The organism is Pseudomonas sp. HS6-2 (assembly GCF_049325675.2).
Taxonomy (GTDB): Bacteria; Pseudomonadota; Gammaproteobacteria; order Pseudomonadales; family Pseudomonadaceae; genus Aquipseudomonas; species Aquipseudomonas putida_N.
Genome location: NZ_CM143906.1, coordinates 79,826 through 104,291, shown reverse-complemented (window position 1 = coordinate 104,291; position 24,466 = coordinate 79,826). Strand labels below are relative to the sequence as shown.

The 24,466-nt window shown below is 63.5% G+C and carries 29 protein-coding genes; 15 read left to right on the top strand and 14 right to left on the bottom strand.

From position 1 onward, the window contains the following. Positions 1 to 72: 72 nt before the first annotated feature. Together ACOKS3_RS00490 and prlC are read right to left on the bottom strand one after the other, a co-directional pair. Positions 73 to 354 carry a YheV family putative zinc ribbon protein gene (locus tag ACOKS3_RS00490; protein ID WP_103448350.1) on the bottom strand — a complete coding sequence of 94 codons (282 nt, stop codon included), beginning with the start codon at positions 352 to 354 and terminating at the stop codon, positions 73 to 75. Then, on the bottom strand, positions 351 to 2,438 hold the full coding sequence (gene prlC, locus ACOKS3_RS00485) for an oligopeptidase A (RefSeq protein ID WP_103448351.1): 2,088 nt from the start codon (positions 2,436 to 2,438) through the stop codon (positions 351 to 353). Before prlC ends, ACOKS3_RS00490 begins: the two co-directional genes overlap by 4 nt. Before the next feature lie 66 nt (positions 2,439 to 2,504). Between prlC and ACOKS3_RS00480 the strand changes: the two genes are divergently transcribed. Then, positions 2,505 to 3,053, top strand: coding sequence for a gamma carbonic anhydrase family protein (locus ACOKS3_RS00480; RefSeq protein ID WP_103448352.1), 549 nt, complete (start codon positions 2,505 to 2,507; stop codon positions 3,051 to 3,053). A gap of 20 nt (positions 3,054 to 3,073) precedes the next feature. Next, positions 3,074 to 3,724 (top strand): HAD family hydrolase, encoded by a 651-nt coding sequence (locus ACOKS3_RS00475; protein ID WP_103449857.1) that lies wholly within the window; start codon positions 3,074 to 3,076, stop codon positions 3,722 to 3,724. A gap of 40 nt (positions 3,725 to 3,764) precedes the next feature. Here ACOKS3_RS00475 and ACOKS3_RS00470 read toward each other — a convergent pair whose 3' ends face one another. Next, positions 3,765 to 4,847, bottom strand: coding sequence for an aminopeptidase (locus tag ACOKS3_RS00470; RefSeq protein ID WP_422764321.1), 1,083 nt, complete (start codon positions 4,845 to 4,847; stop codon positions 3,765 to 3,767). 67 nt (positions 4,848 to 4,914) lie between these two features. Here ACOKS3_RS00470 and ACOKS3_RS00465 point away from each other — a divergent pair, with 67 nt between their 5' ends. Beyond that, positions 4,915 to 5,328, top strand: coding sequence for a PA0061/PA0062 family lipoprotein (locus ACOKS3_RS00465; protein WP_103448354.1), 414 nt, complete (start codon positions 4,915 to 4,917; stop codon positions 5,326 to 5,328). Between the two features lie 55 nt (positions 5,329 to 5,383). Beyond that, a complete protein-coding gene (locus ACOKS3_RS00460; RefSeq protein ID WP_103448355.1) occupies positions 5,384 to 5,797 on the top strand; it encodes a PA0061/PA0062 family lipoprotein in 414 nt (137 codons plus the stop codon). A 31-nt stretch (positions 5,798 to 5,828) separates the two neighbouring features. On the opposite strand, the gene ACOKS3_RS00455 is transcribed toward ACOKS3_RS00460, so the two are convergent. Both ACOKS3_RS00455 and ACOKS3_RS00450 read right to left on the bottom strand, forming a co-directional pair. Continuing rightward, positions 5,829 to 6,062, bottom strand: a complete 234-nt coding sequence (locus ACOKS3_RS00455; protein WP_027917153.1) for a DUF1161 domain-containing protein — start codon at positions 6,060 to 6,062, stop codon at positions 5,829 to 5,831. Between the two features lie 73 nt (positions 6,063 to 6,135). Beyond that, a complete protein-coding gene (locus ACOKS3_RS00450; RefSeq protein WP_103448356.1) occupies positions 6,136 to 6,561 on the bottom strand; it encodes an OsmC family protein in 426 nt (141 codons plus the stop codon). Between the two features lie 154 nt (positions 6,562 to 6,715). Here ACOKS3_RS00450 and ACOKS3_RS00445 point away from each other — a divergent pair, with 154 nt between their 5' ends. Continuing rightward, entirely contained in the window at positions 6,716 to 7,720 is a 1,005-nt protein-coding gene (locus ACOKS3_RS00445) for an LLM class flavin-dependent oxidoreductase (RefSeq protein ID WP_103448357.1), read from the top strand. Positions 7,721 to 7,757: 37 nt separating this feature from the next. Here ACOKS3_RS00445 and ACOKS3_RS00440 read toward each other — a convergent pair whose 3' ends face one another. Both ACOKS3_RS00440 and ACOKS3_RS00435 read right to left on the bottom strand, forming a co-directional pair. Continuing rightward, on the bottom strand, positions 7,758 to 7,979 hold the full coding sequence (locus tag ACOKS3_RS00440; protein ID WP_103448358.1) for a DUF1161 domain-containing protein: 222 nt from the start codon (positions 7,977 to 7,979) through the stop codon (positions 7,758 to 7,760). Positions 7,980 to 8,084: 105 nt separating this feature from the next. Further along, positions 8,085 to 8,300, bottom strand: a complete 216-nt coding sequence (locus tag ACOKS3_RS00435) for a dodecin (protein WP_103448359.1) — start codon at positions 8,298 to 8,300, stop codon at positions 8,085 to 8,087. Between the two features lie 150 nt (positions 8,301 to 8,450). On the opposite strand from ACOKS3_RS00435, the gene ACOKS3_RS00430 reads away from it, so the two are divergent. Further along, on the top strand, positions 8,451 to 8,774 hold the full coding sequence (locus ACOKS3_RS00430; RefSeq protein ID WP_054884402.1) for an ElaB/YgaM/YqjD family protein: 324 nt from the start codon (positions 8,451 to 8,453) through the stop codon (positions 8,772 to 8,774). Here ACOKS3_RS00430 and ACOKS3_RS00425 read toward each other — a convergent pair. Further along, the gene (locus tag ACOKS3_RS00425) at positions 8,771 to 9,667 is read right to left on the bottom strand and encodes a LysR family transcriptional regulator (protein WP_422764322.1); all 897 of its coding nucleotides are present in this window, start codon (positions 9,665 to 9,667) and stop codon (positions 8,771 to 8,773) included. The genes ACOKS3_RS00430 and ACOKS3_RS00425 overlap by 4 nt on opposite strands. Before the next feature lie 110 nt (positions 9,668 to 9,777). Here ACOKS3_RS00425 and trpB point away from each other — a divergent pair, with 110 nt between their 5' ends. Together trpB and trpA are read left to right on the top strand one after the other, a co-directional pair. Next, on the top strand, positions 9,778 to 10,995 hold the full coding sequence (trpB, locus tag ACOKS3_RS00420; RefSeq protein ID WP_085676592.1) for a tryptophan synthase subunit beta: 1,218 nt from the start codon (positions 9,778 to 9,780) through the stop codon (positions 10,993 to 10,995). Further along, positions 10,992 to 11,801 carry a tryptophan synthase subunit alpha gene (trpA, locus tag ACOKS3_RS00415; protein WP_103448361.1) on the top strand — a complete coding sequence of 270 codons (810 nt, stop codon included), beginning with the start codon at positions 10,992 to 10,994 and terminating at the stop codon, positions 11,799 to 11,801. The genes trpB and trpA overlap by 4 nt, the downstream gene beginning before the upstream one ends. Positions 11,802 to 11,905: 104 nt before the next feature. Here the strand turns inward: trpA and ACOKS3_RS00410 are convergent, their stop codons facing one another. Then, positions 11,906 to 12,238, bottom strand: coding sequence for a DOPA 4,5-dioxygenase family protein (locus ACOKS3_RS00410; protein ID WP_103448362.1), 333 nt, complete (start codon positions 12,236 to 12,238; stop codon positions 11,906 to 11,908). Positions 12,239 to 12,292: 54 nt separating this feature from the next. Between ACOKS3_RS00410 and ACOKS3_RS00405 the strand changes: the two genes are divergently transcribed. After that, positions 12,293 to 12,838: an NAD(P)H-binding protein gene (locus tag ACOKS3_RS00405; RefSeq protein WP_103448363.1), complete on the top strand. Its 546-nt coding sequence runs from the start codon at positions 12,293 to 12,295 to the stop codon at positions 12,836 to 12,838. 32 nt (positions 12,839 to 12,870) lie between these two features. Here ACOKS3_RS00405 and ACOKS3_RS00400 read toward each other — a convergent pair whose 3' ends face one another. Continuing rightward, entirely contained in the window at positions 12,871 to 13,770 is a 900-nt protein-coding gene (locus tag ACOKS3_RS00400; protein WP_103448364.1) for a choline sulfate utilization transcriptional regulator, read from the bottom strand. 108 nt (positions 13,771 to 13,878) lie between these two features. Between ACOKS3_RS00400 and betC the strand changes: the two genes are divergently transcribed. Continuing rightward, positions 13,879 to 15,396, top strand: coding sequence for a choline-sulfatase (betC, locus tag ACOKS3_RS00395; protein WP_422764323.1), 1,518 nt, complete (start codon positions 13,879 to 13,881; stop codon positions 15,394 to 15,396). 14 nt (positions 15,397 to 15,410) lie between these two features. Then, a complete protein-coding gene (choX, locus tag ACOKS3_RS00390; RefSeq protein WP_422764324.1) occupies positions 15,411 to 16,346 on the top strand; it encodes a choline ABC transporter substrate-binding protein in 936 nt (311 codons plus the stop codon). Between the two features lie 134 nt (positions 16,347 to 16,480). Here choX and aroE read toward each other — a convergent pair whose 3' ends face one another. Together aroE and hemF are read right to left on the bottom strand one after the other, a co-directional pair. Further along, a complete protein-coding gene (aroE, locus tag ACOKS3_RS00385; RefSeq protein WP_422764325.1) occupies positions 16,481 to 17,305 on the bottom strand; it encodes a shikimate dehydrogenase in 825 nt (274 codons plus the stop codon). A gap of 25 nt (positions 17,306 to 17,330) precedes the next feature. Next, the gene (gene hemF / locus ACOKS3_RS00380; protein WP_422764326.1) at positions 17,331 to 18,242 is read right to left on the bottom strand and encodes an oxygen-dependent coproporphyrinogen oxidase; all 912 of its coding nucleotides are present in this window, start codon (positions 18,240 to 18,242) and stop codon (positions 17,331 to 17,333) included. Between the two features lie 135 nt (positions 18,243 to 18,377). Between hemF and ACOKS3_RS00375 the strand changes: the two genes are divergently transcribed. After that, positions 18,378 to 19,355, top strand: a complete 978-nt coding sequence (locus ACOKS3_RS00375) for an NADPH:quinone reductase (protein WP_103448369.1) — start codon at positions 18,378 to 18,380, stop codon at positions 19,353 to 19,355. A gap of 378 nt (positions 19,356 to 19,733) precedes the next feature. Here the strand turns inward: ACOKS3_RS00375 and tsaC are convergent, their stop codons facing one another. Continuing rightward, positions 19,734 to 20,291, bottom strand: a complete 558-nt coding sequence (gene tsaC, locus ACOKS3_RS00370) for an L-threonylcarbamoyladenylate synthase type 1 TsaC (protein ID WP_011953122.1) — start codon at positions 20,289 to 20,291, stop codon at positions 19,734 to 19,736. A 42-nt stretch (positions 20,292 to 20,333) separates the two neighbouring features. Continuing rightward, positions 20,334 to 21,431: a DNA-processing protein DprA gene (gene dprA / locus ACOKS3_RS00365; RefSeq protein WP_422764327.1), complete on the bottom strand. Its 1,098-nt coding sequence runs from the start codon at positions 21,429 to 21,431 to the stop codon at positions 20,334 to 20,336. Positions 21,432 to 21,638: 207 nt separating this feature from the next. Between dprA and def the strand changes: the two genes are divergently transcribed. The 3 genes from def to rsmB are packed head-to-tail and all read left to right on the top strand — an operon-like array spanning position 21,639 to position 24,445. Beyond that, on the top strand, positions 21,639 to 22,145 hold the full coding sequence (def, locus tag ACOKS3_RS00360; RefSeq protein WP_003260000.1) for a peptide deformylase: 507 nt from the start codon (positions 21,639 to 21,641) through the stop codon (positions 22,143 to 22,145). A 60-nt stretch (positions 22,146 to 22,205) separates the two neighbouring features. Further along, the gene (gene fmt, locus ACOKS3_RS00355; RefSeq protein ID WP_103448370.1) at positions 22,206 to 23,138 is read left to right on the top strand and encodes a methionyl-tRNA formyltransferase; all 933 of its coding nucleotides are present in this window, start codon (positions 22,206 to 22,208) and stop codon (positions 23,136 to 23,138) included. Then, on the top strand, positions 23,135 to 24,445 hold the full coding sequence (gene rsmB, locus ACOKS3_RS00350) for a 16S rRNA (cytosine(967)-C(5))-methyltransferase RsmB (protein ID WP_422764328.1): 1,311 nt from the start codon (positions 23,135 to 23,137) through the stop codon (positions 24,443 to 24,445). The genes fmt and rsmB overlap by 4 nt, the downstream gene beginning before the upstream one ends. The last annotated feature ends 21 nt before the right edge of the window (positions 24,446 to 24,466 follow it).

The following is a 24,466-nucleotide window of genomic DNA, read 5'->3' as shown; positions in this document are numbered from 1 at the left end:
GGAAGAAGAGCAGAACTATCCGCCCTCCCTCCGCTGCCGCGGCTGGCATTATCTAACACCCGTCGACCCGGATTACTCGCTCGGCTTTTTCAGCTTCGGATTCGGGAAGAACTGCACGGTCTGCACCTTGGCCGGTGCCGCTTTCGGCGCCAGCTGGTTGACCCGGGTACCGAGCTCCTTGGGCACCGACAGGCCCTGTTCATTAAGGGTGTCCGTGAAGCCGCAGGCCACGCACTCGCGGTGCGGGACGTCGTCTTCACTCCACATCATCAGCTTGTCGGGCTCGCTGCACGCCGGGCAGACCGCCCCGGCGATAAAGCGTTTCTTGGTTTTGTTCACTGCAACCTCGCTCATGCCGCAGCGTCCTCGGTGAGACCACTGTGGCGCAGCAATGCATCGATGGAAGGCTCACGCCCCCGGAAGTCCACGAACAGCTCCATCGGTTCGCGCGAGCCGCCGCGGGCCAGGATCGCTTCACGGAACGCGCGACCGGTCTCGGCATTCAGCACGCCTTCTTCCTCGAAGCGCGAGAAGGCGTCGGCCGACAGCACTTCAGCCCACTTGTAGCTGTAGTAGCCCGCCGCATATCCGCCAGCAAAAATGTGCGCGAAGCTGTTGGGGAAACGGTTGTACGCCGGTGGGCGCATCACCGAAACCTCATCGCGTACGCCTTCGAGTACCTGCAGCACGCTGCGGCCATCACCGTGGCTGGCGTGCAGCTCGAAGTCGAACAGCGAGAACTCCAGCTGGCGCACCATCATCATGCCCGACTGGAAGTTTTTCGCTGCAAGCATCTTGTCCAGCAGGTCCTGGGGCAGGGCCGCGCCGGTTTCGTAGTGGCTGGAGATCAAGGCCAGGCCTTCCGGCTCCCAGCACCAGTTTTCCATGAACTGGCTCGGCAGCTCGACCGCGTCCCATGCCACGCCATTGATGCCGGACACACCGGCATGCTCGATGCGGGTCAGCATGTGGTGCAGGCCGTGGCCGAATTCGTGGAACAAGGTAGTGACTTCATCGTGGGTCAGCAGCGCAGGCTTGCCAGGCGCGGCCGGGGTGAAGTTGCACACCAGGTTGGCCACCGGGCTCTGCAGTTCGCCGCCAGCCGTGCGACGACGGTCGCGGGCGCCGTCCATCCAGGCACCGCCACGCTTGTTGGCACGGGCGTAGAGGTCGAAGAAGAAGCGGCCGACGTGCTGGCCGTTTTCCTTGATCTCGAACAGGCGCACGTCCGGGTGCCAGCTGTCGAAGCCTTTGAGTTCGGCGATCTCGATGCCGTACAGGCGCTGGACGATGCTGAACAGGCCGGTGAGCACCTTGTCGATCGGGAAGTAGGCGCGCAGGGTTTCCTGCGACACGCTGTAACGCTGCTCGCGCAGCTTCTCGCCGAAGTAACCGGCATCCCAGCTGGCCAGCTCAGGGCAGCCCTGCTCGGCGGCGTAGGCCTTGAGCTGCTCCAGGTCCTGGGCGGCAAACGGCTTGGAACGCTTGGCCAGGTCGCGCAGGAAGCTCAGCACCTGATCGCTGGACTCGGCCATCTTGGTCGCCAGGCTCAGCTCGGCGTAATTCTTGTAGCCCAGCAGCCCGGCCAGTTCCTGGCGCAGGTCGAGGATCTGCTGCATCACCGGGCCGTTGTCGAACTGTCCGGCATTCGGGCCCTGGTCCGAGGCACGGGTGCAGTAGGCGGCATACAGCTCTTCACGCAGGGCGCGGTCGCTGGCGTAAGTCATCACCGCGTAGTAGCTGGGGAATTCCAGGGTGATCAGCCAGCCGTCCAGGCCCTTGGCCTGTGCAGCAGCGGCCATCTGCGCCTTGGCCGAATCGGTCAGGCCGGCCAGTGCGGCTTCGTCGGTAACGTGCTTGGTCCAGGCTTGAGTGGCGTCGAGCAGCTGGTTGGAGAAGCGGCTGCCCAGCTCGCTCAGCTTGCTCTGCACTTCGGCATAACGCTGCTGCTGGTCGGCCGGCAGGTCGATGCCCGACAGGCGGAAGTCACGCAGGGCGTGGTCGAGGATAGTCTTCTGCGCCACGTCGAAGCCCGCGGCTTCCGGGCTGTTGGCCAGTGCCTCATAGGCTTCGAACAGCGCGCGGTTCTGGCCCAGTTCGGTAGAGTAGGCACTCAGCGCTGGCAGGCAGGACTCATAAGCCTCGCGCAGTTCCTGGCTGTTGCACACCGCGTTAAGGTGGCTGACCGGGCTCCAGGCAGCACCCAGGCGGTCGTTCAGTTCGTCCATGGCCAGCACCAGGCCGGCCCAGGTTGGGGTCTTGCCCTGCTGTTCGAGGATCTCGGCAATGGCTTTACGGTTGTCGGCCAGGATCGCTTCGATCGCCGGCAACACGTGTTCGGCACGGATTTGCGAGAAGGGCGGCAGATCGTAGGACTGCAGAAGTGGGTTGTTCGCACTCACGGTTCGGATACCTTGGCAGGAGAAACACTGCCCCATCTTAATTACAATCGACGCCGACCGCAGCAGGCAGCCTGCCTATCGGCAAAGATGAGAGACGCTATCATGGCCATCCGCAGCTTCCAGCAACACACTCCGAAAGTGGGACTCAGGGCATTTGTCGACCGTTCGGCGGTGGTCCTGGGCGATGTGGAAATCGGCGAGGACAGCTCTGTCTGGCCGCTGACGGTGATCCGCGGTGACATGCACCGCATCCGCATCGGCGCACGCACCAGCGTGCAGGACGCCAGCGTGCTGCACATCACCCACGCCGGTCCCTTCAACCCCGACGGTTATCCGTTGATCATCGGTGACGAGGTGACCATCGGCCACAAGGTCATGCTGCATGGCTGCACCCTGGGCAACCGCATCCTGGTCGGCATGGGCAGCACCATCATGGACGGCGCCATCGTCGAAGACGAAGTGATCATCGGTGCCGGCAGCCTGGTGCCGCCCGGCAAGCGCCTGGTCAGTGGCTACCTGTACATGGGCAGCCCGGTGAAACAGGTCAGGCCGCTCAACGACCAGGAACATGCCTTCTTCCCTTACAGCGCCGGCAACTACGTCAAGCTCAAGGACCAGCACCTGGCCGAAGGCTACGACCAACCGGAATGAACCAGACTACCGAGACGAACATGCACCAGCAGAACATCCTCTTCGACCTCGACGGTACCTTGACCGACCCGCGCCTGGGCATCACCCGCTCGATCCAGTATGCCCTGGCCAAGCTGGGCATCGACGAGCCCGACCTGACCCGCCTCGAACACTTCATCGGCCCACCGCTGCTGCAGGCCTTCATGCAGTTCTACAGCTTCGATGAAGCCAAGGCGTGGGAAGCGGTGAACTTCTACCGCGAACGCTTCCGTGTCACTGGCTTGTACGAGAACCTGGTGTTCGAAGGCGTGCCGGAGCTGCTCGAAGCCCTGAATGGCCAAGGCCGGACGCTGTATATCGCCACGTCCAAGCCGTGGGAGTTCGCCCGGGAAATTGCCCGGCATTTTGCGTTCGATCACCACTTCAAGGTGATCTACGGGAGCGAGCTGGATGGAACGCGGACCAACAAGGTCGAGCTGATCCGTCATCTGCTGGATGAGGAAGGGCTGGATCCAGCGCAGACGCTGATGATTGGCGACCGCAAGCATGACCTGATCGGGGCTCGCAGCAATGGCTTGCAGGCGGTGGCGGTAGGGTATGGGTTTGGTAGCCATGAAGAGCTGGTGGCCGAGGCACCGGCCTACCATTTCGCGAGTGTGGCAGATTTGCATCAGGCCTTTATCCAGGGCTGAGGGCCATGGGGCTGCTTTGCAGCCCCAAAATCTCACAGGCTCACATCAACCGCTGCAACTCCGCTTTCCTCTCGACAGCCGGCAACCGCCCAAGCTGCTCGACCCGTTCATAAAACCGCGCCCAATCCCCACCCACCTCTCGGAATACAGCCGCAAACGCCGGCACCCACTGGTCATAAAGCCCGAACGGCAACAACTTGGCATTGCTCAGCGGCGCATAGATCCAGGCGTCATAGCGCTTGTCCCCGTTCCACTGGCTGTCTCGCACCTGCTTGTATTCACTGCGCAAGCGCTCGAACTCTGCCTGCTTCGCCGCCCGCTTGTGCGCATCGTCCAAGGGCCCCGCATAAATCGCCTGCAACCGCTCACGGCTGGCCAGGACCAACCGGGTGAACTGGTCGCGCTGCTGCGACTGATCCTCCCCTATCGCCGTAAGCCCTCGGGCGGCGCGCCATTGCCGCGTGCCTTCCTGCTCGACGAAGGTGGCAAACGACTCGTTGAACTCGGTGTCGTCCTGCACATAAAAGCGCTGATGAGCCAGCTCATGGAAGATCAGCGTGGCCAGCCGCTCATCCCCCCAAGCGACCATGGAAGACAGGATCGGATCATCGAACCAGCCCAGCGTCGAGTACGCTTCGACGCCGCTCACGTACACATCCAGGCCTTGCTGACGCATCAACGCCGCCTCACCACGCGCGGCACCCTGGCGGTAATACCCACGGTAGGCGACGCAGCCGGCAATGGGGAAGCAGTGCGTGACCGGTTGCAACGACAGCTCAGGTGTGGCGAACACGTTCCACACCACGTAGGGGCGCTGCAGATCGGCGTAGAGCCGATAGCTTCGGTTGTCCGGCAGCTTGAGCTGTTCGCTGGCAAACACCCGCGCCGCTTCGGCATGTTCAAGGCGAGCGCGCAAGCGCGGGCTGCTGGCCGGGTCGGCGATCACCTTGTCCACCGGCTGGTGCGCCCGCAACAGCTGCCATTGCCCCTCGGCCAACTGGCCGTAATAGCCCACGGTGCTGCAACCGTTCAGCAGAAAGACAGCCAGCAGGGGAACCAAACGCCTGAAAACGCAGTCGAGTGGCCCAGGGCCTGAGCGCTTGAAAAGAACAATGAGATCCATCTGGGGCTATCCAACTCGCTCATGGCCAATGCGCTCCAAGACTATCTCGCCAAGGGGGAGTTTCGCCATGCGTGCACTGTTGGTCACCGGCACACTGGTACTGGTTTCTGCCTGTTCAACCCTGCCCGACCCGGACCCGAATCTGGCCTGGGTAGACCTCACTCCCTATGACGAAGCGTCGCTGGACGCGAAGCAGGTGGATGAGCGCGACTGGGCTGACACGCGCTATTTCGAAGTGCCTCCCGGCAGCCATGAGCTGACCGTGCGCTATCAATTCCCGGTCACGCCGAGCAATATCGGCCCGGTCGACGAGCCATTGTGGCGCGATTGCCAGGTCAAGCTGACCTTCAAGGACTTCAACGCCGGGCAGCGCTACCAGCTGCAGGCCGGCAGTATCGGCTTCCGACCATGGATCAAGCTGTACGACCACCAGCAGAAACTGGTCGGGCAGGGCCTGCCAGCAGGTTGCCAGCGCACCTGAAGCGCACAAACGGCGCTATGCTTGTAACTCGTGTATCGCGAGTGGGAGTTTTGCCATGCGCCAGCCCATGATGCTGATCGCCCTCAGTGCACTGGGGGCTTGCGCCAGCCCCTTGCCGCCCGTCGACCCCGCCAAGGCCTGGGTCGATCTCTACACCGTTACCCCTGGCCGCCTGCTCATGGCCGATCGCCTTGACGGCCAGCGTCTGGACGATGGCCGTTACTTCCAGCTGACCCCTGGCAAGCATGAACTGGTGGTGCGATTCGACTATGAAATCTATGCCGGCGGCATGCTTACCAGCCCCAAGGATCGGACCTGCTACCTGACCGTGCGCTTCGACGACTTCAAGGCCGGCGAGCGCTATCGCCTGGAGGCGCGGGCACCGGTGATGGACCCGCAGGTGCTGCTGTACGACGCCAGCCGCAAGGTGCTGGTGAACGAGCCGAGCGACGTGTTCTGCATTCCGTAAAGCAATGGGGCCGCAGTGCGGCCCCATTCACTTATCGGTCGTTCTTCTGGTAAATGATCTTCTTAGTCCCGCCATCACAGGTGCCGACGATCATGTTCTGATCCTTGACCTCACTGTTAGGCACGATTTCCAGGGTGTAGGACGTCACACCCTGGGCTTGGATCTTGGCTTCGATCTCAGCCTTGAGTTCTTCGCACGGTTTCACCGCCGCCAATGCAGAAGTGGCCACAAGCGAAGCCAGCACGGCGATTGCTACGCGAATCATGGAGCGGCTCCTGGCAAGGCAGCTGTGCTGCCGACGCTGTTTAGACTACAGCAAACCGGCACCGTTGCGCCGCCTAGCCCACCAATGCGGCGTCCAGACTGATCTTCGCGTTGAGCACCTTCGACACCGGGCAACCGGCCTTGGCCTTGTTGGCGATTTCGAGGAACTGCGCCTCGCTGGCCCCCGGCACCTTGGCCTTGAGGATAAGGTGCACGGCGGTGATGGCAAAGCCGTCGGGTTGTTTGTCCAGCGTGACTTCGGCAATGGTATCGATACGGTCTGCGGTGAACCCAGCTTCACCGAGCATCATCGACAGCGCCATCGAGAAGCAGCCGGCATGGGCCGCCCCGATCAACTCTTCCGGGTTGGTCCCGGGCGATCCCTCGAAACGGGTGTTGAAACCGTAGGGGTTCTGCTTGAGTGCGCCGCTTTCGGTGGAAAGCAGGCCTTTGCCGTCCTTCAGGCCACCTTGCCAGATCGCCGATGCTGTCTTTTTCATGATGCCTCCTGGTCGTAGGGTTACTTACTCACATTTTCGAGGTCAGCGTCCTGCGGCAAGTTCAGAGCAATCGCACAGTGAGCATTGAATCCTTCGAATCTGCCCATACAAAGTTCAAAAGGCCTCCGGGCCAACCACCCTTGCGGAGGCTCCGATGACGCAGCTGCGTGACCTGAAGATATCCACCCTCGACCTGGTGCCAGTGCGCGCCGACAAAGGCCCGGCGCAATCGCTGCACAACTCGCTGGACCTGGCCCGGCATGTCGAGCGGTTTGGCTACAACCGCTTCTGGGTGGCCGAACACCACAACATGGACGGCATCGCCAGCTCGGCGACTTCGGTACTGATCGGCTACCTGGCCGGCGGCACTTCGACCATTCGCGTCGGCTCCGGCGGCATCATGCTGCCCAACCATGCGCCACTGGTGATCGCCGAGCAGTTCGGCACATTGGCCAGTCTCTACCCAGGGCGGATCGACCTGGGCCTGGGCCGTGCGCCAGGCTCCGACCAGATGACCGCCTACGCCCTGCGCCGTGACCGTGCTGGCAGCGCCGATGACTTCCCGGATGATGTCGAGGAGTTGTCGCGTTACCTTGGCCCACGCACTGATGATCAAAAAGTGATCGCCGTGCCCGGTCACGATACCGACGTGCCCCTGTGGCTGCTCGGCTCCAGCTTGTTCAGCGCTCAGCTGGCCGGCATGCGCGGCATGCCGTACGCCTTTGCCTCGCACTTCGCCCCGCGCTACATGCATGAGGCGATCCGCATCTATCGCGACCATTTCAAGCCGTCGACCACGCTGGACAAGCCCTATGTGATGCTGGGGATTCCGATGGTGGTAGCGGAAACCGACGAAAAGGCCGAATACCTGGCGACCTCGGTATACCAGCGCATTCTGGCGCTGATCCGTGGCCAGAGCCTGATGCAGAAACCGCCTGTACCAAGCATGGACGGGCTATGGCTGCCCCATGAGCGCGATGCCGTGGGGAGTTTCCTGGGCTTGGCGATGATCGGCAGCCCGCAGAAGGTACGGGCCAAGGTGGAAGTGCTGCTGGAGCAGACCGGGGCGGATGAGCTGATCTTTACCTGTGACCTGTATGAGCATGCGGACCGGATTCGGTCCTATGAGCTGATGGCGCAGGCCCTCAAGGCCGAGTGAGCTTCTTCGCGGGCTTGCCCGCGAAGAATCCAGCACCTTAGCCGCGGCGGTAGACAATCTCCTTGCGACCCGCCTCACAGCTGCCAACCACCTTGCCAGCTGGCTCGCCTTTCTTGACGATTTCCAGCTTGTAGCCCTTCACGCCCTTGGCATCGAGCTTCGAGGCAATCTCGGCCTTGAGCTCTTCACAGGGTTTGCCGGCAGCCATCGCCCCACCGGCCACCACCATCAAACCCACCGCCAGCAACAGTTTCTTCATCGATCGCATTCCTTGTACAGATGAGAAAAGACCAGAAGGGCGCCGCCAAGGCGCCCTCCGGTGTTATAACGCCATCACGCCAGGCTATTCCAGCCTGGGAATGTTTCAGCTGTTGGCGATGCGGAAGCCAACCTTCAGCGTGACCTGGAAGTGTGCCGCCTTGTTGTCGCGAATATGGCCACGGGTATCGACCACTTCGAACCACTCCAGGTGCTTGATGCTCTTGCCGGCTTCGGCCAAGGCATTGTTGATCGCCTCTTCGATACTGGTGTGGGACGAACCCACCAGCTCGATCTTCTTGTACGTGTGATGATCGGTCATGAGCGCTCTCCTTGGATGACAGTGAGATTGAGCCTAGCAGCGCAAGCCCGGTTTACCTGCGAGCCGCCGCCCTTCGGTAAAGTTCGATCGCACTTTCCCGCAGCCCGGGGGTCGCAATCCTTACAGTCCATACTGCAAAGGAGAGTCAACATGCCCCGCAACTCGCTGCGTAAAACGTCCCTGGAAAGCATGGAAGCGGAGATCGAAAGCCTCCTGAAAAGCCTGGAGAACCTGAAGCACGATGCCTCCGAGGAAACCCAGAAGTCAGTGAAGGCGATGCGCAGCAACGCCGAAAGCGCGCTGCGCCATTCGCGCAGCCTGATCAGCGACGCCTACGAGGAAGTCAAAGAGCGCACCCGCCAGACCGGCATCGCCACCCGCGACTACGCCCAGGAGCACCCGTATACCACCGCAGGCGTTGCCATTGGCGCGCTGGGCCTGCTGGCGGCGTACCTGCTGTGCAAGCGCAACTAAGCAGTTTGCCTGGCCAATTCGGCGCGTAGCCACTGCGCCAACTGCTCGGCGCGCCCATCCGCGGCGCGCCGAGGCACCCATAACGCCAGTGCTGCAGGGGTCGGCGAAAAGCCCCACGGCGCACTCAGGCGCCCCGCTCGCAAATCGTCGGCAACCAGGGGTTGTGGCGCGATTGCGACACCCAGGCCGGCAACTGCGGCCTCCAACAAGTAATACAGATGCTCGAACGCCTGGCCGTACTGCAATGAGCCTGCCTCCAACCCTTGTTCTGTCGCCCAGGTTGGCCAAGCCTGCGGGCGTGAGGTGGTGTGCAACAGCGCTTCTTCCAGGAGAGCCTTGGCGGGTGCCGCCTGCAAGCGGTCGAAGCCGGCGAAATGCGGGCTCAGCACCGGGCCGATACGCTCTTGCGCCAGCACGTGGACCTGCATGTCCGCAGGCCATGGCGGTTCGGCATACACCAGCAACGCATCCAGCCCGGGCCGGCGTGGGTCGAGGTCGCCTTCACCCGCCGACAGGTGCAGGCGCAATTCCGGCAGGTCAGCCTTCAAGCGCCCTAACCGGGGGATGAACCAACGCGCCAGCAAGCTGCCCGAACAACCCAGCACGAACGGCGCCTCGCTCACATCCCGGCTCAACTCGGCGCACACGCTGCGCAGGCGGTCGAACGCCTCGCCGCTGGCGTCACGCAGGCGCATGCCGGCATCTGTGAGTTTGATGCCACGCCCGTCCTTGACGAACAGGGCCACGCCCAAGTGCTCTTCAAGCACCTTGATCTGCCTGCTGACGGCGCCATGGGTGACGTGCAGCGCTTCGGCGGCCTGGCTGACGCTGTTGAGCCTGGCAGTGGCCTCGAAGGTCCGCAGGGCATTGAGGGGAGGGAGGTCGTGAGCCATTTTACCTGTGAGTTTTTCTGACAAGTTTGCGCAATCTTATCGGTTTTCAGCCGGCCTTGCCGTGGTTAGAGTAAAGCCCATCACTCATCGATTACGCCCTGGAGCGCCCCATGACCCAGTCCCAATACCGTCCCGGCCCCGACGCCAACGGCCTGTTCGGCTCGTTCGGCGGCCGCTACGTGGCCGAAACCCTGATGCCGCTGGTGCTGGACCTGGCCCGCGAATACGAAGCGGCCAAGGCCGACCCCAAGTTCCTCGAAGAACTGGCCTACTTCCAGCGCGACTACATCGGCCGCCCGAACCCGCTGTACTTCGCCGAGCGCCTGACCGAACACTGCGGCGGCGCGAAGATTTTCTTCAAGCGTGAAGAGCTGAACCACACCGGCGCGCACAAGGTGAATAACTGCATCGGCCAGGTGCTGCTGGCCAAGCGCATGGGCAAAAAGCGCCTGATTGCCGAAACCGGCGCCGGCATGCACGGCGTGGCCACCGCCACTGTCGCTGCGCGCTTCGGCCTGCCTTGCGTGATCTATATGGGCGCCACCGACATCGAACGCCAGCAGGCCAACGTGTTCCGCATGAAGCTGCTGGGCGCCGAGATCGTCCCGGTCACCGCTGGCACCGGCACCCTTAAAGACGCCATGAACGAAGCCCTGCGCGACTGGGTCACCAATGTCGACGACACCTTCTACCTGATCGGCACCGTGGCCGGCCCGCACCCGTACCCGGCGATGGTCCGCGACTTCCAGTCGATCATCGGCAAGGAAACCCGCGCCCAGTTGCAAGAGAAGGAAGGCCGCCTGCCGGACAGCCTGATCGCCTGCGTCGGCGGTGGCTCCAATGCCATGGGCCTGTTCCATGAGTTCCTCGAAGAACCGAGCGTGCAGATCATCGGCGTCGAAGCCGGCGGCCACGGCGTGCACACCGACAAGCACGCCGCCAGCCTGAACGGCGGCGTACCGGGCGTGCTGCACGGCAACCGCACCTACTTGCTGCAGGACGAAGACGGCCAGATTACCGACGCCCACTCGATTTCTGCCGGCCTCGACTACCCGGGCATCGGCCCGGAACACGCCTACCTGCATGAAGTGAAGCGCGTCGAGTACGTCAGCATCACCGACGACGAAGCACTGGATGCGTTCCATGCTACCTGCCGTCTGGAAGGCATCATTCCGGCCCTGGAAAGCTCCCACGCCCTGGCCGAAGCGATCAAGCGCGCACCGAACCTGCCCAAGGACCACCTGATGGTGATCTGCCTGTCCGGCCGCGGCGACAAAGACATGCAAACCGTGATGAACCACATGGCAGCCCAGGAGAAACAGGCATGAGCCGTCTTGAACAACGCTTCGCCGAACTGAAGGCCCAAGGCCGCTCCGCGCTGGTCACCTTCGTCACTGCTGGCGACCCGGGCTATGACGCTTCGCTGCAGATCCTCAAGGGCCTGCCGGCAGCTGGCGCCGATGTGATCGAACTGGGCATGCCGTTCACCGACCCGATGGCCGATGGCGTGGCCATCCAGCTCGCCACCCTGCGCGCCCTGGAAGCCGGCCAGACCCTGGCCAAGACCCTGCAGATGGTTCGCGAATTCCGTGTGGATAACCACACCACGCCAATCGTGCTGATGGGTTACTACAACCCGATCCACCGCTTCGGTGTGGATAAGTTCGTTGCCGAAGCCAAGCAAGCAGGCGTCGATGGCCTGATCATCGTCGACCTGCCGCCAGAGCACGACGCCGAGCTGGCCACCCCGGCCCAGGCCGCAGGCATCGACTTCATCCGCCTGACCACCCCGACCACCGACGATGCGCGCCTGCCACGCGTGCTGGAACGCAGTTCCGGGTTCGTCTACTACGTCTCGGTTGCGGGCGTGACCGGTGCTGGTTCCGCGACTACCGAACACGTGACCGAGGCAATTGCCCGCCTGCGTCGGCATACCGACCTGCCGATCAGCGTTGGTTTTGGTATTCGTACACCGGAGCAGGCCGCCGCGATCGCCCGCTTGGCCGATGGTGTGGTAGTGGGTTCGGCGCTGGTCGACAAGATTGCCCAGGCCAAGGATGCCGGTCAGGCGGTGAGCGATGTATTGAGCCTGTGCTCGGCACTGGCTGAAGGCGTGCGCGGCGCTCGTCGCTAAACCGCGTCGCCCGCTTCTACAGGTACAGCGCTGCATTCGGGCCCTGTGCTACCCCTGTAGGAGCGGGCTTGCCCCGCGAAGAGCCCAGCACAGGCTAGTACGGTCTACCCACCAAAGATCGACAGATTCAGAGGCCTCACGGCCCCCATCCAGATTGCATGATCCCGGTGATCCGCCAGCTCATCCCCGGTCAGAGGATGCAGAAACACCACCAAGCCCTTCCGATACAGCGCCAACCAAGGCAACACCACCCCCACGAACTCCGGCTCGAAAGCCAGCTGACAGCTCCAGTCCGGGTGCGGTCCGACCGGTTTCTGGTGCATGCGCCCCATGGTCACGGGGAACAGCCGCGCCGCTTCCTCGCAAAGCTCACGGGCCTGCTCGATAGTGGATGCGTCGTAGTACACATGGGCGTGGTAACCCTTGATCCTCTGCACGATAACTCCTGATTGCGGTCCAACGATCACCCCACCTGCAAAGGGAGTGATGCGGTGAAAAATGCCGAAACCCCAGTGTTCAAACTGGTGTTGTTCGGGGCTGAAAGCAGCCTGGGCAATGCCCTGATGATCGAGCTGCTGGCGCGCCAGCACGAGGTCATTGCGGTAGTCGACGACCTCAACCGTCATACGCCACGCCCTGGACTGCATTTCAAGATAGGTGCGCTGGGCGATGCCGACCAGGTGGAGCAGGGCGCGGCAGGGGGCTCGGCGGTGATTGCGCTGCTGGCGCCGGGTGATCTGGCGACGCAAGCACGGGCGAGCGGAGCGCTGCTGGCCGGACTGGCCCGCACGACTATACGCCGGCTGCTGCTGGTGGGCGATTTTGAAGTGCTCGATGAGCCCGTCAAGTACAGCGAGGCGGAGCGCGTATGCGTTGATCAGGTGGTCGATGGGCTACAGCGCAGTTCGTTGCGCTGGACGCTGATCAACATGCCAGCAGCACTTTCGGAAGAGGGCTTGGCACGTATAGCGGCGGGGATGGTGGACATGCTGGAGCTGGACTTGCACCGGGGCGAGCATTTGAACTTCGTGCTCTAGATTGCCGGGGCTGCTGCGCAGCCCCAGGGATCTCACAGACTGCGCTCTTGCTCCAGCCAATCGACGAACCGCTCAATCAAGGCCCCGCGCCGTTTGCGCGGCGGCAGCACCACGTAATACCCCCGCGCCGAGCGCAAACTCCCTTCCAGCGGCCGGCACAGCAATCCTTGCTCCACCAGCCCATCCACCAGGTGCCCCCAGCCGATCGCCACCCCCTGACCGGCAATCGCCGCCTGGATCAGCAAGGTGTAGTTATCAAACCGCAACTGCCCGGGCGGCGGCGGGCTGGCCACGCCAAACCCACGAAACACCCCCGCCCAATCAAACCAGCGGCTGGCCTGCTCACCGCGCAAATGGAGCAATGGCAACCGTTGCAAAGCCTCGGCTGACAAGGGTTTGCCATGAATCAGCCGCGGGCTGCAAACCGGGAAAACCTCCTCGTCGAACAGCCAACGGCTCTCGCCCTGATGGAAGCGCCCATCACCAAACAGCACTGCCACATCGATATCCGGGCGCAGCATCCCCTGGCTGCGCTCACCGGTCACCAGGCTCACATCGACCTGTGGATAAGTCTCGTGAAAGCGCTGCAGCCGTGGCATCAGCCAGAACGCCGCGAAGGCAAAGTCGGTGGCCACCTGCAGCACTTCACGCTGGCCGCGCCCACTGGCCTGGGCAATGCCGTCATCCATCGCCTGCAGGCCTTGGTGCACCTGCTCGAACAGCAGCTGGCCCGCCTCGGTCAGCTCGATGCCACGGTATATACGGTCGAACAGGCGGGTGCCTAGCTGCGCCTCCAGGCGCTTCACCTGCTGGCTCACCGCTGGTTGCGTAGTGCCCAACTCCAGCGCCGCTGCGGTAAAGCCACGCAAGCGGGCCGCAGACTCGAATACGCGCAAAGCATCCAGCGATAACTCGGCAAGGTGATCAAACATAAGCTCAGCTAATCCCAGACATTGCCCGCCATGGGCTTTACCCATGTTATTCACAGTCGCATCTTGGTAGGCAAGCGGTTCGCATAACCCTCAACGATGGAAGCCACCATGACGCGCCCGAATATCCTGTTCATCATGGCCGACCAGATGGCCGCGCCTTTGCTGCCAATCCATGGCCCTTCGCCTATCCAGATGCCCCACCTGAGCCGCCTCGCCGAGCAAGCGGTGGTGTTCGATTCGGCCTACTGCAACAGCCCACTGTGTGCACCGTCACGCTTCACCCTGGTCAGCGGACAACTGCCAAGCCGTATCGGCGCCTACGACAACGCAGCCGATTTCCCCGCCGACGTACCGACTTATGCACACTACTTGCGCCGCCTGGGCTACCGCACCGCGCTGTCGGGCAAGATGCACTTCTGCGGGCCGGACCAGCTGCACGGCTATGAAGAGCGCCTGACCAGCGACATCTACCCCGCTGATTACGGTTGGGCGGTGAACTGGGATGAGCCGGACGTGCGCCCGAGCTGGTACCACAACATGTCCTCGGTGCTGCAGGCCGGTCCTTGCGTGCGCACCAACCAGCTGGACTTCGACGAGGAGGTCGTGTTCAAGGCGCGCCAGTACCTCTACGACCACGTGCGCGAAAACGATGGCCGGCCGTTCTGCCTGACCGTGTCCATGACGCACCCGCACGACCCGTACACTATCCCCAAACGCTACTGGGATCGCTACGAGGCTGTGGATATCCCCATGCCCCGCGCTGAATTCAGCCAGGCAGAGCTCGACCCTCATTCACAACGCCTGCTCAAGGTCTACGACCTGTGGAACAAGCCGCTGCCTGTGGACAAGATCCGCGACGCCCGCCGCGCCTACTTCGGCGCCTGCAGCTACATCGATGACAACATCGGCCAACTGCTGGAGACCCTGGAGGAATGCAACCTGGCCGACGATACCCTGATCGTGTTCTCCGGCGACCACGGCGACATGCTGGGCGAGCGCGGCCTCTGGTACAAGATGCACTGGTTCGAGATGTCGGCACGCGTCCCCCTGCTGGTACACGCGCCCAAACGCTTCTGCGCAAGCCGCATCAGCGCCTCGGTGTCGACCTGCGACCTGCTGCCGACCCTGGTCGAACTGGCCGGCGGCGCTGTGGATAACCATCTGCACCTGGACGGCCGCTCACTGCTCGGCCACCTGCAAGGGCAGGGCGGCCACGACGAAGTGATCGGCGAATACATGGCCGAAGGTACCGTCGGCCCGCTGATGATGATTCGCCGTGGGCCATACAAATTCGTGTACAGCGAAGACGACCCTTGCCTACTCTATGACCTGAACCGCGACCCGCACGAGCGGGAGAACCTCACCGGCAGCCCGGACCACCAGGCGCTGCTGCAGGCATTTGTCGAGGAAGCACAGCACCGCTGGGATATCCCCGGCCTGCGCCAGCAAGTCCTGGCCAGCCAACGCCGCCGCCGCCTGGTGGCCGAGGCGCTGGCAATCGGCAAGCTGAAAAGCTGGGACCACCAACCGCTGGTGGAGGCCAGCCAACAGTACATGCGCAACCATATCGATCTCGACGACCTCGAGCGCAAGGCACGTTATCCACAGCCCGCCCCCATGGATTGAGAAGAGAGGCCGCCATGCACAAGTTCTCCACCGCCGTATTCGCCCTGGCTCTGCCTCTGGCTCTAGCCACCGCCACGGCCCACGCCGCCGACAGCAACGCACAATGCAACACCGTGAAGATGGCCGACCCCGGCTGGAGCGACATCGCCTCGACCAACGCCGTCGCCCGGCTGCTGCTGGAAAGCCTCGGCTACCAGGTGAAGATCGACAGCCTGGCGGTACCGATCATATACGGCGGCCTCAAGGACGGCCGGGTCGACGCCTTCCTCGGCAACTGGATGCCGGCGCATCAGGGCTTCCATGACAAGTTCATCGCCAATGGCGATGTGCAGCAGCTGTCGCGCAACCTGGAAGGCACCCAGTTCACCCTGGCGGTACCGGATTACGTATGGAATGCCGGGGTGAAGGATTTTGCCGACCTGCAAAAGCACGCTGACCAGTTCGACAAGAAGCTGTATGGCATCGGCTCCGGTGCGCCAGCGAACCTGTCGCTGAAGGAAATCATTGATAAGAACGAATTCAACCTGGGCCAGTGGAAGCTGGTGGAGTCCAGCGAGCAGGCGATGCTGGCGCAGGTGGACAGGGCGGTGAAGAAACAGCAGTTCATCACCTTCCTCGGCTGGACGCCGCACCCGATGAACGTGAAGCTGAAGATGCACTACCTGACGGGCGGGGAGAAGTGGTTCGGCAGCCAGGGCGAGGTGTTCACACTGACCCGCAAGGGTTATCCACAAGCCTGCCCGAATGCGGCGAAGCTGCTGGGCAATCTGAGTTTCACCCTGGACATGGAAAACACAATCATGGCGGAGGTTGTGGATAAGAAGATCAGCTTTGATGAGGCGGCCAAGGCTTGGGTGAAACAGCACCCCGAGCTATTGGAAGGGTGGTTGGCGGGGGTGACCACCAAGGCTGATGGCGATGCCTTGGAGGCCGTCAAAGCCAAGCTCTAATACTCGCTCCGGCATAGATCCCTGTAGGAGCGGGCTTGTCCCGCGAAGAAGGCAACACGGTACATGGCACCGGCTTCGCCGGTGTTCGCGGGGCAAGCCCGCTCCTACATGGGTAATGTGCAGGCTCGCAAATATCAGCCCCGAGCCAACTGGCGGCGCAGTTCAGCAAGCACCGGCGCCGTATCCGGTCGTACCCCACGCCAGATAAAGAAGGCTTCCGCCGCCTGCTCAGCCAACATCCCCAACCCATCCAGAACCTTGTCCGCCCCCAGCTGGGTAGCCCACTGGCAGAACGGCGTCGGTTCCTTGCCATACATCATGTCGTAGCACACCGTGCGCCCCGCCTCGACCAGGCTGTCGGCAATCGGCGGCAATTCACCGGCCAGGCTCGCCGAGGTGGCGTTGATGATCACGTCCACCGGCTCCTGCAACCAGGCAAACCCACTGGCCACCACCGGCCCCAGTTCATCGAACTCCCGCGCCAGCTGCTCGGCCTTCTCCACGGTGCGGTTGGCAATCACCAGCGACTGCGGCTGGTGTGCCAGGATCGGCTCCAGCACGCCGCGCACGGCGCCACCGGCCCCGAGGATGAGGATGCGCTTGCCGGCCAGTTCGACTCCGGCGTTCACCGTCAGGTCGCGCACCAGGCCGGCACCGTCGGTGTTGTCGCCCTGCAATGTGCCGTCAGCCAGCTTGCTCAGCGTGTTCACCGCTCCCGCGCGCTGGGCACGTGGAGTGAGGCTGTCGCACAGACGGTAGGCCTCTTCCTTGAACGGTACGGTGACGTTGCCGCCGCTGCCTTGCTTGAAGAAGCCGCGCGCGCAATCGCTGAACTCGTCCAGCGGCGCCAGCAAGGTGGCATATTCCAGGTCCTGGCCGGTCTGCTCGGCGAACAGGCGGTGGATCAGCGGCGACTTGCTGTGGCCGATGGGGTTACCGAAAACAACATACTGGTCCATGGCGATTCCTTGTTTATCCACAGGCTTACTGGCCGAGCCAGTCGCGGTCCTGCAGGAAGTATTCGGTCAGGCGTGCCTCCTCGCTGCCGGGCGCGGCCTTCCAATCGTAACCCCAGCGCACTTGTGGCGGCAGCGACATGAGGATCGACTCGGTGCGGCCACCAGACTGCAGGCCGAACAGGGTGCCACGGTCGTAGACCAGGTTGAACTCTACGTAGCGGCCGCGGCGGTATTCCTGGAATTCGCGCTGCTGCGGGGTGAAGGGGGTGTTCTTGCGGCGCTGGACGATCGGCAGGTAGGCCTCGACGTAGGCATCACCGATGGCACGCAGGAACGCAAAGCAGGTGTCGAAGTCCCACTCGTTCAGGTCATCGAAGAACAGGCCGCCGATGCCACGCGGCTCGCCGCGGTGCTTGAGGTGGAAGTAGCGGTCGCACCAAGCCTTGTAGCGCGGGTACACCTCAGCACCGAACGGTGCGCAGGCCTGCTCGGCGACGCGGTGCCAGTGAATGCAGTCTTCCTCGTTGCCGTAGTACGGGGTCAGGTCGAAGCCGCCGCCGAACCACCACACCGCTTCTTCACCTTCCTTTTCGGCAATGAAGAAACGCACGTTGGCATGGGACGTCGGCACATGCGGGTTGTGCGGGTGGATCACCAGCGACACGCCCAGGGCTTCGAAGCCACGGCCTGCCAGCTCGGGGCGGTGGGCGCTGGCCGATGGTGGCAGGCCGGCGCCGAACACGTGGGAGAAGTTGACCCCGCCTTTCTCGATCAGCTTGCCATCCCCGATCACCCGCGTGCGGCCCCCGCCACCGGCTTCGCGCACCCAGGCGTCCTCGACGAAGCGGGCGCCGCCGTCTTCGGCTTCGAGGGCAGAGCAGATGCGGTCTTGCAGGTCGAGCAGGTAGGCTTTCACGGCCTCGGTGCGGCTAGTCATCGGGTCACCAGGAACGGGCAGGGAAGAATTCGCCGCGTAGCATACCACCGCCGGCGCGCGCGCCGCAGTTGACGGCGATCAAGCAAAGGCGTCCGATAGAAGGCCTTTTCCCGATCCCGACAACAGGAGTGCGAGATGGCCAAGCGTATCCAGTTCAGCCAGCACGGCGGCCCGGAAGTGCTGCAGCTTGTGGAATTCGAACCCGCCCCACCCGGGCCGCAGCAGGTGCGTGTGCGCAACCATGCGATCGGCCTGAACTTCATCGACACGTACTTCCGCAGCGGGCTGTACGCGCCGCCATCCTTGCCCTCTGGCCTGGGTACCGAGGCGGCAGGCGTGGTCGAGGCAGTGGGCGAGGGCGTGACCCGGTTGAAGGTCGGTGACCGTGTGGCCCATGCCGGCGGCCCGCTGGGCGCCTACAGCGAAGTGCATACGCTGCCGGAGGCCAACCTGGTCAAGCTGCCGGACAACATCAGCTTCGAGCAGGCGGCAGCGGTGATGCTCAAGGGGCTGACCGTGCAGTACCTGTTGAAGCAGACCTATGAGGTGAAGCCGGGCGACGTGATCCTGTTCCACGCCGCAGCGGGTGGCGTCGGTTCGCTGGCCTGCCAGTGGGCCAAGGCCCTGGGCGCCAAGCTGATCGGCACCGTCAGCTCCGCCGAAAAGGCCGAGCGGGCCAAGGCGCTGGGGGCGTGGGCGACCATCGACTACAGCCGCGAGGACGTGGCCAAGCGGGTGCTGGAGCTGACCGATGGCAAGAAGTGCCCGGTGGTGTATGACGGCGTCGGTGCCGACACCTGGCTGACCTCGCTGGACTGCCTGCAGCCGCGCGGGTTGATGGTGAGCTTTGGCAATGCCTCGGGGGCGGTGAGCGGGGTGAACCTGGGGATCCTGTCGCAGAAGGGCTCGCTGTATGTGACCCGGCCGACCTTGGCGACCTATGCCAACAATGCCGAGAACACCCAGGCCATGGCTGATGACCTGTTTGCGATGATTGCCAGTGGGAAGCTGGTTGTGGATATCCAGCAGCGGTATCCGTTGAGTGAGGCGGCGAAGGCGCAAGAGGAGTTGTCGGCGCGCAGGACTGTCGGCTCTACCGTTCTGCTACCTTGAGCCGAACACTGCACTTGAGCCTGTAGACACTCGCCGATGGAGCGTCTTCGCCTATCAGACCGAGCGCCGCCCACGCGGCGCATCGCGAGCTGTCGCTCGCTCCTACGTTTGTTTCTGGCCAGTTACGCCTGTGCCAGTCGTGCGCGACCGCCTTGTTGGTACGACGCAATATCGAGCCAGGCACCAAAGGCGTTCGCGCGCAAAGCGCATAGAATTGACTGGCACGAAACAAACGTAGGAGCGAGCAACAGCTCGCGATGCGCCGCGTGGGCGGCGCTCGATCTCACAGGCGCTGAAAATTCAAAGGCAGGCACCTGTCAGCCCTTACACTTTCTTTTTCAGCTTACAGAGCCGCTTGAGGTACAACCGCCAGCGGTATCAGCCCGGCCGCACGACCTCACCAGTAGCCAGATTCCGAATCACACTCGGATTCTTCCGTCCGCCCAGCGCTCCCCCAAGCACCAGGTCCAGCTGGCCATGGAAATACTGCTCCACCCGCAAGCGGGTCTTGGCCGCCGGGCGCCCGCCCGGGTTGCAGGAGGTGGAAATCAACGGCCCGACCAAGGCACACAGCTCGCGCACCACCGGGTGATCACTGACCCGCAGCGCCACAGTGTCATGCTGCCCGGTCACCCACTCGGGCAACAGGTCCTGGTGCGGTACCAGCCAGGTGTTCGGCCCCGGCCAGGTGCTGCCCATGCGGTCAATCCAGTCCTCAGGGAAGTCCTCGAACAGGAAGTCGAACTGGCGGATGTTGTCGGCGATCAGAATCAGCCCTTTATCCACAGGCCGCGACTTCAGCGCCAGCAGGCGATACACCGCGTCCTCGTTCCATGGGTCGCAGCCCAGGCCCCAGACCGCTTCCGTCGGGTAGGCGATCACTGCGCCCGCCCGGATCTCACGTGCGGCTTGTTGCACACGAAAACTGCTCACCATTTGCGTCTCTCCGCCTTTTAACCTTGCTTGCGCGCAGTGTACTTAGCCGGCGCGGGCAAACCAACGCCCGGCGACATTGCTGACCCGGCCTTCAAGCTCCAGTTCCGTCAGCTGCGCCAGCACCTCGGCCAGCGGCCGGCCACTGAAATGGGCCAGGTTCTCGCTAGTCTGTGGCGCGGCATGCAGCAGGGCAAGCAGCGGATGGGCCGGCTTATCCACAACCGCTGGCGGCAGGTTCTGCCAGCCACGCAGGCTTTCCACAATCTGCTCCACGCTTTCCACCAGCAGTGCGCCATCGCGGATCAGCTGGTGGCAGCCCTTGGCCGCCGGATGGTGGATGGAACCTGGAATCGCGTACACCTCGCGGCCTTGCTCAGCCGCCAGGCGGGCAGTGATCAGCGAGCCGCTGGCAAGGCTGGCTTCGACCACCAGCACGCCGAGCGACAGGCCACTGATGATGCGGTTGCGCCGCGGGAAGTTGCCCGGCAACGGCCCGGCATCGAGCGGGTACTCGGATACCAGTGCCCCGCCCATGTCGATCATCATCCGCGCAAGGTCGCGGTGGCGTTGTGGATAAAGTTTTTGCAAGCCTGTTCCCAGTACACCAATGGTGCTCCCGCCCACCTCTAGCGCCGCCCGATGAGCGGCACCATCGATGCCCAGGGCAAGCCCGCTGGTGATGGTAAAACCGGCCTGCGCCAGGTAGCGGGAAAATGCCCTGGCCGTGTCGAGTGCCGGGGGTGTGGCACGCCTGCTGCCCACAATGGCCAGCTGAGGCCGGTCGAGCAGTGTTGTATTGCCAGCCACGAAAAGCAGCGGTGGAGCATCGTCGATTTCTCCAAGCAGTGCAGGGTAGTCAGGGCCGTCCCACATCAGTAAATGCTGGCCCGGGCGCTCTAGCCAGGCCATTGCAGCAAGTGCACCATCACGTACTTCGGCACTGCGCCGCGCATCGATGGTGGCTTGTGGAATACCCAGCGCGCGCCAGGCGGGGCCGGGTGCGCTGAGCGCCGAAGAAGCACTGCCAAAGGCCTCCAGCAAAGTGCGAAAGCGTCGCAATCCCGTCTCGGGCAGGCGATGCAAGCGTAATCGCGCCTCCAGTTCGGCAGGCGCACAAGGCGACGAATGGTAACTCGGCATGGGGATCATCCTTGATCAAAGCAGGGCCATCTACGTGGCACAACCTGTGGATAAGTTTGTGGGTAACACTTTGAAAAGCTGTCCATCGTTTGGCGACTATCAGGCCTATAAAGACCCTAGACGAGCTTTCACAGGTGCTGAAATCCCCGTTTCCCTTTATTATGTGTGCTCAGTTTTCAACCGACCGCACAGTGACTGCCTGACCTTATGGCCATCTTGAACATTCTCGAATTCCCGGACCCGCGCCTGCGCACCATTGCCAAACCGGTAACGGTGTTCGACGACGCCCTGCGTCAGCTGATCGACGACATGTTTGAAACCATGTACGAAGCCCCCGGCATCGGCCTGGCTGCCACCCAGGTCAATGTGCACCAGCAGGTCGTGGTCATGGACCTCAGCGAAGACCGCAGCGAGCCGCGCGTCTTCATCAACCCGACGGTCGAAGAGCTGACCCACGACATGGGCCAGTACCAGGAAGGCTGCCTGTCGGTCCCGGGCTTCTACGAGAACGTCGACCGCCCGCTGCGTGTGCGGGTCAAGGCCCAGGACCGCGACGGCAAACCGTACGAGCTGGAATGCGAAGGCCTGCTGGCAGTGTGCGTGCAGCACGAGTTCGACCACCTCAACGGCAAGCTTTTCGTCGACTACCTGTCGCAGCTCAAGCGCGACCGGATCAAGAAGAAGCTGGAAAAGCAGCACCGCCAGCAAGCCTGATCCCCACCTCCCAGAAGGCTTGCTCCGGCAAGCCTTTTTCTTTTTGGAAGCGAGAACTCCATGCGCATCGTCTTTGCAGGCACTCCAGAGTTTGCCGCCGAACACCTCAAAGCCCTGCTCGACAGCCCGTACGAGATCGTGGCCGTCTACACCCAGCCAGACCGCCCTGCCGGCCGTGGCCAGAAGCTCATGCCGAGCCCGGTCAAGCAGTTGGCCGTGGCCCATGACATCCCTGTGTTCCAGCCGCCAACCCTGCGCAATGCCGAAGCACAGGCCGAACTGGCCGCGCTCAAGCCAGACCTGATGGTGGTGGTCGCCTACGGCCTGATCCTGCCGCAAGTGGTCCTCGACATCCCACGCCTGGGTTGCATCAACAGCCACGCCTCCTTGCTGCCACGCTGGCGCGGTGCGGCGCCGATCCAGCGCGCCGTGGAAGCCGGCGATGCCGAGAGCGGCGTGACGGTTATGCGCATGGAAGCCGGCCTGGATACCGGGCCGATGCTGCTCAAGGTGGTTACCCCGATCAGCGACGACGATACTGGCGGCAGCCTGCACGACCGCCTCGCCGAAATGGGCCCGCCGGCTGTGGTCCAGGCCATCGCCGGCCTGGCAGACGGTTCGCTGCAGGGTGAGGTCCAGGACGATGCCCTGGCTACTTATGCACACAAGCTGAACAAGGATGAAGCCCGCATCGACTGGAGCCGCCCGGCCGTCGAGCTGGAACGCCTGATCCGTGCCTTCAACCCTTGGCCGGTGTGCCACAGCACCCTGGACGGGGAAAGCGTGAAGGTGCTGGCTGCCAACTTGTCCACAGGCAAAGGTGCCCCAGGCGAGATCCTCTCTGCCAGCAAGGACGGCCTCGTCGTCGCCTGCGGTGACCAGGCCCTGAGCCTGACCCGCCTGCAGTTGCCTGGTGGCAAGGCGCTGAACTTCAGCGACCTGTTCAACAGCCGCCGTGAGAAGTTCGCTGCCGGCAAGGTGCTGGGCCAATGAACCCGCGCCTCGCCGCCGCCCGTGCCCTTGCCGCTGTGCTCAGCGGCAAGGCCTCGCTGAACAGCTCGCTGCCAGCACAGCTGGACAAGGTCGAAGAACGCGACCGGGGCCTGACCCAGGATCTGGCGTTCGGTACCGCCCGCTGGCAGCCACGCCTTGATCTGCTGGCCGCGCAACTGCTGCAGAAGCCGTTCAAAGCTGCCGATGCCGATGTGCAGGCACTGCTGCTGGTGGGCCTGTACCAGCTGTTCTACACCCGTATTCCGGCCCACGCCGCCATCGGTGAGACTGTCGGCTGCGCAGACAAGCTGAAGAAGCCGTGGGCCAAGGGTCTGCTCAATGCCGTGCTACGACGCGCCCAGCGCGAAGGCGAGGAACTGCTCGCCGGCATGGAGCATGACCCGGTGGTGCGCACCGCCCACCCGCGCTGGCTGCAGAAGTCGCTGAAAGCCTTCTGGCCCGAGCAGTGGGAGGCCATCTGCGCCGCCAACAACGCCCACCCGCCGATGATCCTGCGGGTCAACCGCCGCCATCACAGCCGTGACGCCTACCTGGCGTTGCTGGCTGAAGCCGGCGTAGGCGCCAGCGCCTGCCAGTACAGCCGTGACGGCATCGTGCTGGCCGAAGCCTGCGACGTGCGCGGCCTGCCAGGCTTCGCCGAAGGCTGGGTCAGCGTGCAGGACGAAGCCGCGCAGCTGTCCGCCGACCTGCTCGAACTGGCCCCCGGCCAGCGCGTGCTGGACGCCTGCTGCGCCCCCGGCGGCAAGACCTGCCACCTGCTCGAAGCCGAACCGGACCTGGCCCACATGACGGCCATCGACCTTGAAGCCAAGCGCCTGACCCGGGTTCGCGAGAACCTCGACCGCCTGCAGCTCGATGCCGAGCTGATCGCCTGCGATGCCCGTGACACCGCCAGCTGGTGGGACGGCAAGCCGTTCCAGCGCATCCTGCTCGATGCGCCATGCTCGGCCACTGGTGTGATCCGTCGCCACCCGGACATCAAGCTGACCCGCCAGGCCGAGGACATTCCGGCCCTGGCCGCGCTGCAAGGCGAGCTGCTCGATGCCCTGTGGCCGACCCTGGAAGTGGGAGGCATGCTGCTGTACGCCACCTGCTCCAGCCTGCCGACCGAGAACACCGAAGTGATCGATGCCTTCCTCGCCCGCACCCCAGGCGCCCGTGAGCTGGACCTGGCCACCGAAGCCGGCCTGCGCCAGCCCCACGGCCGCCAGCTGCTGGCCCAGGATGGCGGCCACGACGGGTTCTACTATGCCAAGCTGATCAAGATCGCCGCCTCGCGCGGGTAAGTACAACGGTTAGGGAGTAGC

Coding starts and splice junctions, on each gene's coding strand:
- ACOKS3_RS00490 (WP_103448350.1), bottom strand. CDS start 354: ATGAGCGAGGTTGCAGTGAACAAAACCAAGAAACGCTTTATCGCCGGG.
- prlC (WP_103448351.1), bottom strand. CDS start 2,438: ATGGGGCAGTGTTTCTCCTGCCAAGGTATCCGAACCGTGAGTGCGAAC.
- ACOKS3_RS00480 (WP_103448352.1), top strand. CDS start 2,505: ATGGCCATCCGCAGCTTCCAGCAACACACTCCGAAAGTGGGACTCAGG.
- ACOKS3_RS00475 (WP_103449857.1), top strand. CDS start 3,074: ATGCACCAGCAGAACATCCTCTTCGACCTCGACGGTACCTTGACCGAC.
- ACOKS3_RS00470 (WP_422764321.1), bottom strand. CDS start 4,847: ATGGATCTCATTGTTCTTTTCAAGCGCTCAGGCCCTGGGCCACTCGAC.
- ACOKS3_RS00465 (WP_103448354.1), top strand. CDS start 4,915: ATGCGTGCACTGTTGGTCACCGGCACACTGGTACTGGTTTCTGCCTGT.
- ACOKS3_RS00460 (WP_103448355.1), top strand. CDS start 5,384: ATGCGCCAGCCCATGATGCTGATCGCCCTCAGTGCACTGGGGGCTTGC.
- ACOKS3_RS00455 (WP_027917153.1), bottom strand. CDS start 6,062: ATGATTCGCGTAGCAATCGCCGTGCTGGCTTCGCTTGTGGCCACTTCT.
- ACOKS3_RS00450 (WP_103448356.1), bottom strand. CDS start 6,561: ATGAAAAAGACAGCATCGGCGATCTGGCAAGGTGGCCTGAAGGACGGC.
- ACOKS3_RS00445 (WP_103448357.1), top strand. CDS start 6,716: ATGACGCAGCTGCGTGACCTGAAGATATCCACCCTCGACCTGGTGCCA.
- ACOKS3_RS00440 (WP_103448358.1), bottom strand. CDS start 7,979: ATGAAGAAACTGTTGCTGGCGGTGGGTTTGATGGTGGTGGCCGGTGGG.
- ACOKS3_RS00435 (WP_103448359.1), bottom strand. CDS start 8,300: ATGACCGATCATCACACGTACAAGAAGATCGAGCTGGTGGGTTCGTCC.
- ACOKS3_RS00430 (WP_054884402.1), top strand. CDS start 8,451: ATGCCCCGCAACTCGCTGCGTAAAACGTCCCTGGAAAGCATGGAAGCG.
- ACOKS3_RS00425 (WP_422764322.1), bottom strand. CDS start 9,667: ATGGCTCACGACCTCCCTCCCCTCAATGCCCTGCGGACCTTCGAGGCC.
- trpB (WP_085676592.1), top strand. CDS start 9,778: ATGACCCAGTCCCAATACCGTCCCGGCCCCGACGCCAACGGCCTGTTC.
- trpA (WP_103448361.1), top strand. CDS start 10,992: ATGAGCCGTCTTGAACAACGCTTCGCCGAACTGAAGGCCCAAGGCCGC.
- ACOKS3_RS00400 (WP_103448364.1), bottom strand. CDS start 13,770: ATGTTTGATCACCTTGCCGAGTTATCGCTGGATGCTTTGCGCGTATTC.
- betC (WP_422764323.1), top strand. CDS start 13,879: ATGACGCGCCCGAATATCCTGTTCATCATGGCCGACCAGATGGCCGCG.
- choX (WP_422764324.1), top strand. CDS start 15,411: ATGCACAAGTTCTCCACCGCCGTATTCGCCCTGGCTCTGCCTCTGGCT.
- aroE (WP_422764325.1), bottom strand. CDS start 17,305: ATGGACCAGTATGTTGTTTTCGGTAACCCCATCGGCCACAGCAAGTCG.
- hemF (WP_422764326.1), bottom strand. CDS start 18,242: ATGACTAGCCGCACCGAGGCCGTGAAAGCCTACCTGCTCGACCTGCAA.
- ACOKS3_RS00375 (WP_103448369.1), top strand. CDS start 18,378: ATGGCCAAGCGTATCCAGTTCAGCCAGCACGGCGGCCCGGAAGTGCTG.
- tsaC (WP_011953122.1), bottom strand. CDS start 20,291: ATGGTGAGCAGTTTTCGTGTGCAACAAGCCGCACGTGAGATCCGGGCG.
- dprA (WP_422764327.1), bottom strand. CDS start 21,431: ATGCCGAGTTACCATTCGTCGCCTTGTGCGCCTGCCGAACTGGAGGCG.
- def (WP_003260000.1), top strand. CDS start 21,639: ATGGCCATCTTGAACATTCTCGAATTCCCGGACCCGCGCCTGCGCACC.
- fmt (WP_103448370.1), top strand. CDS start 22,206: ATGCGCATCGTCTTTGCAGGCACTCCAGAGTTTGCCGCCGAACACCTC.
- rsmB (WP_422764328.1), top strand. CDS start 23,135: ATGAACCCGCGCCTCGCCGCCGCCCGTGCCCTTGCCGCTGTGCTCAGC.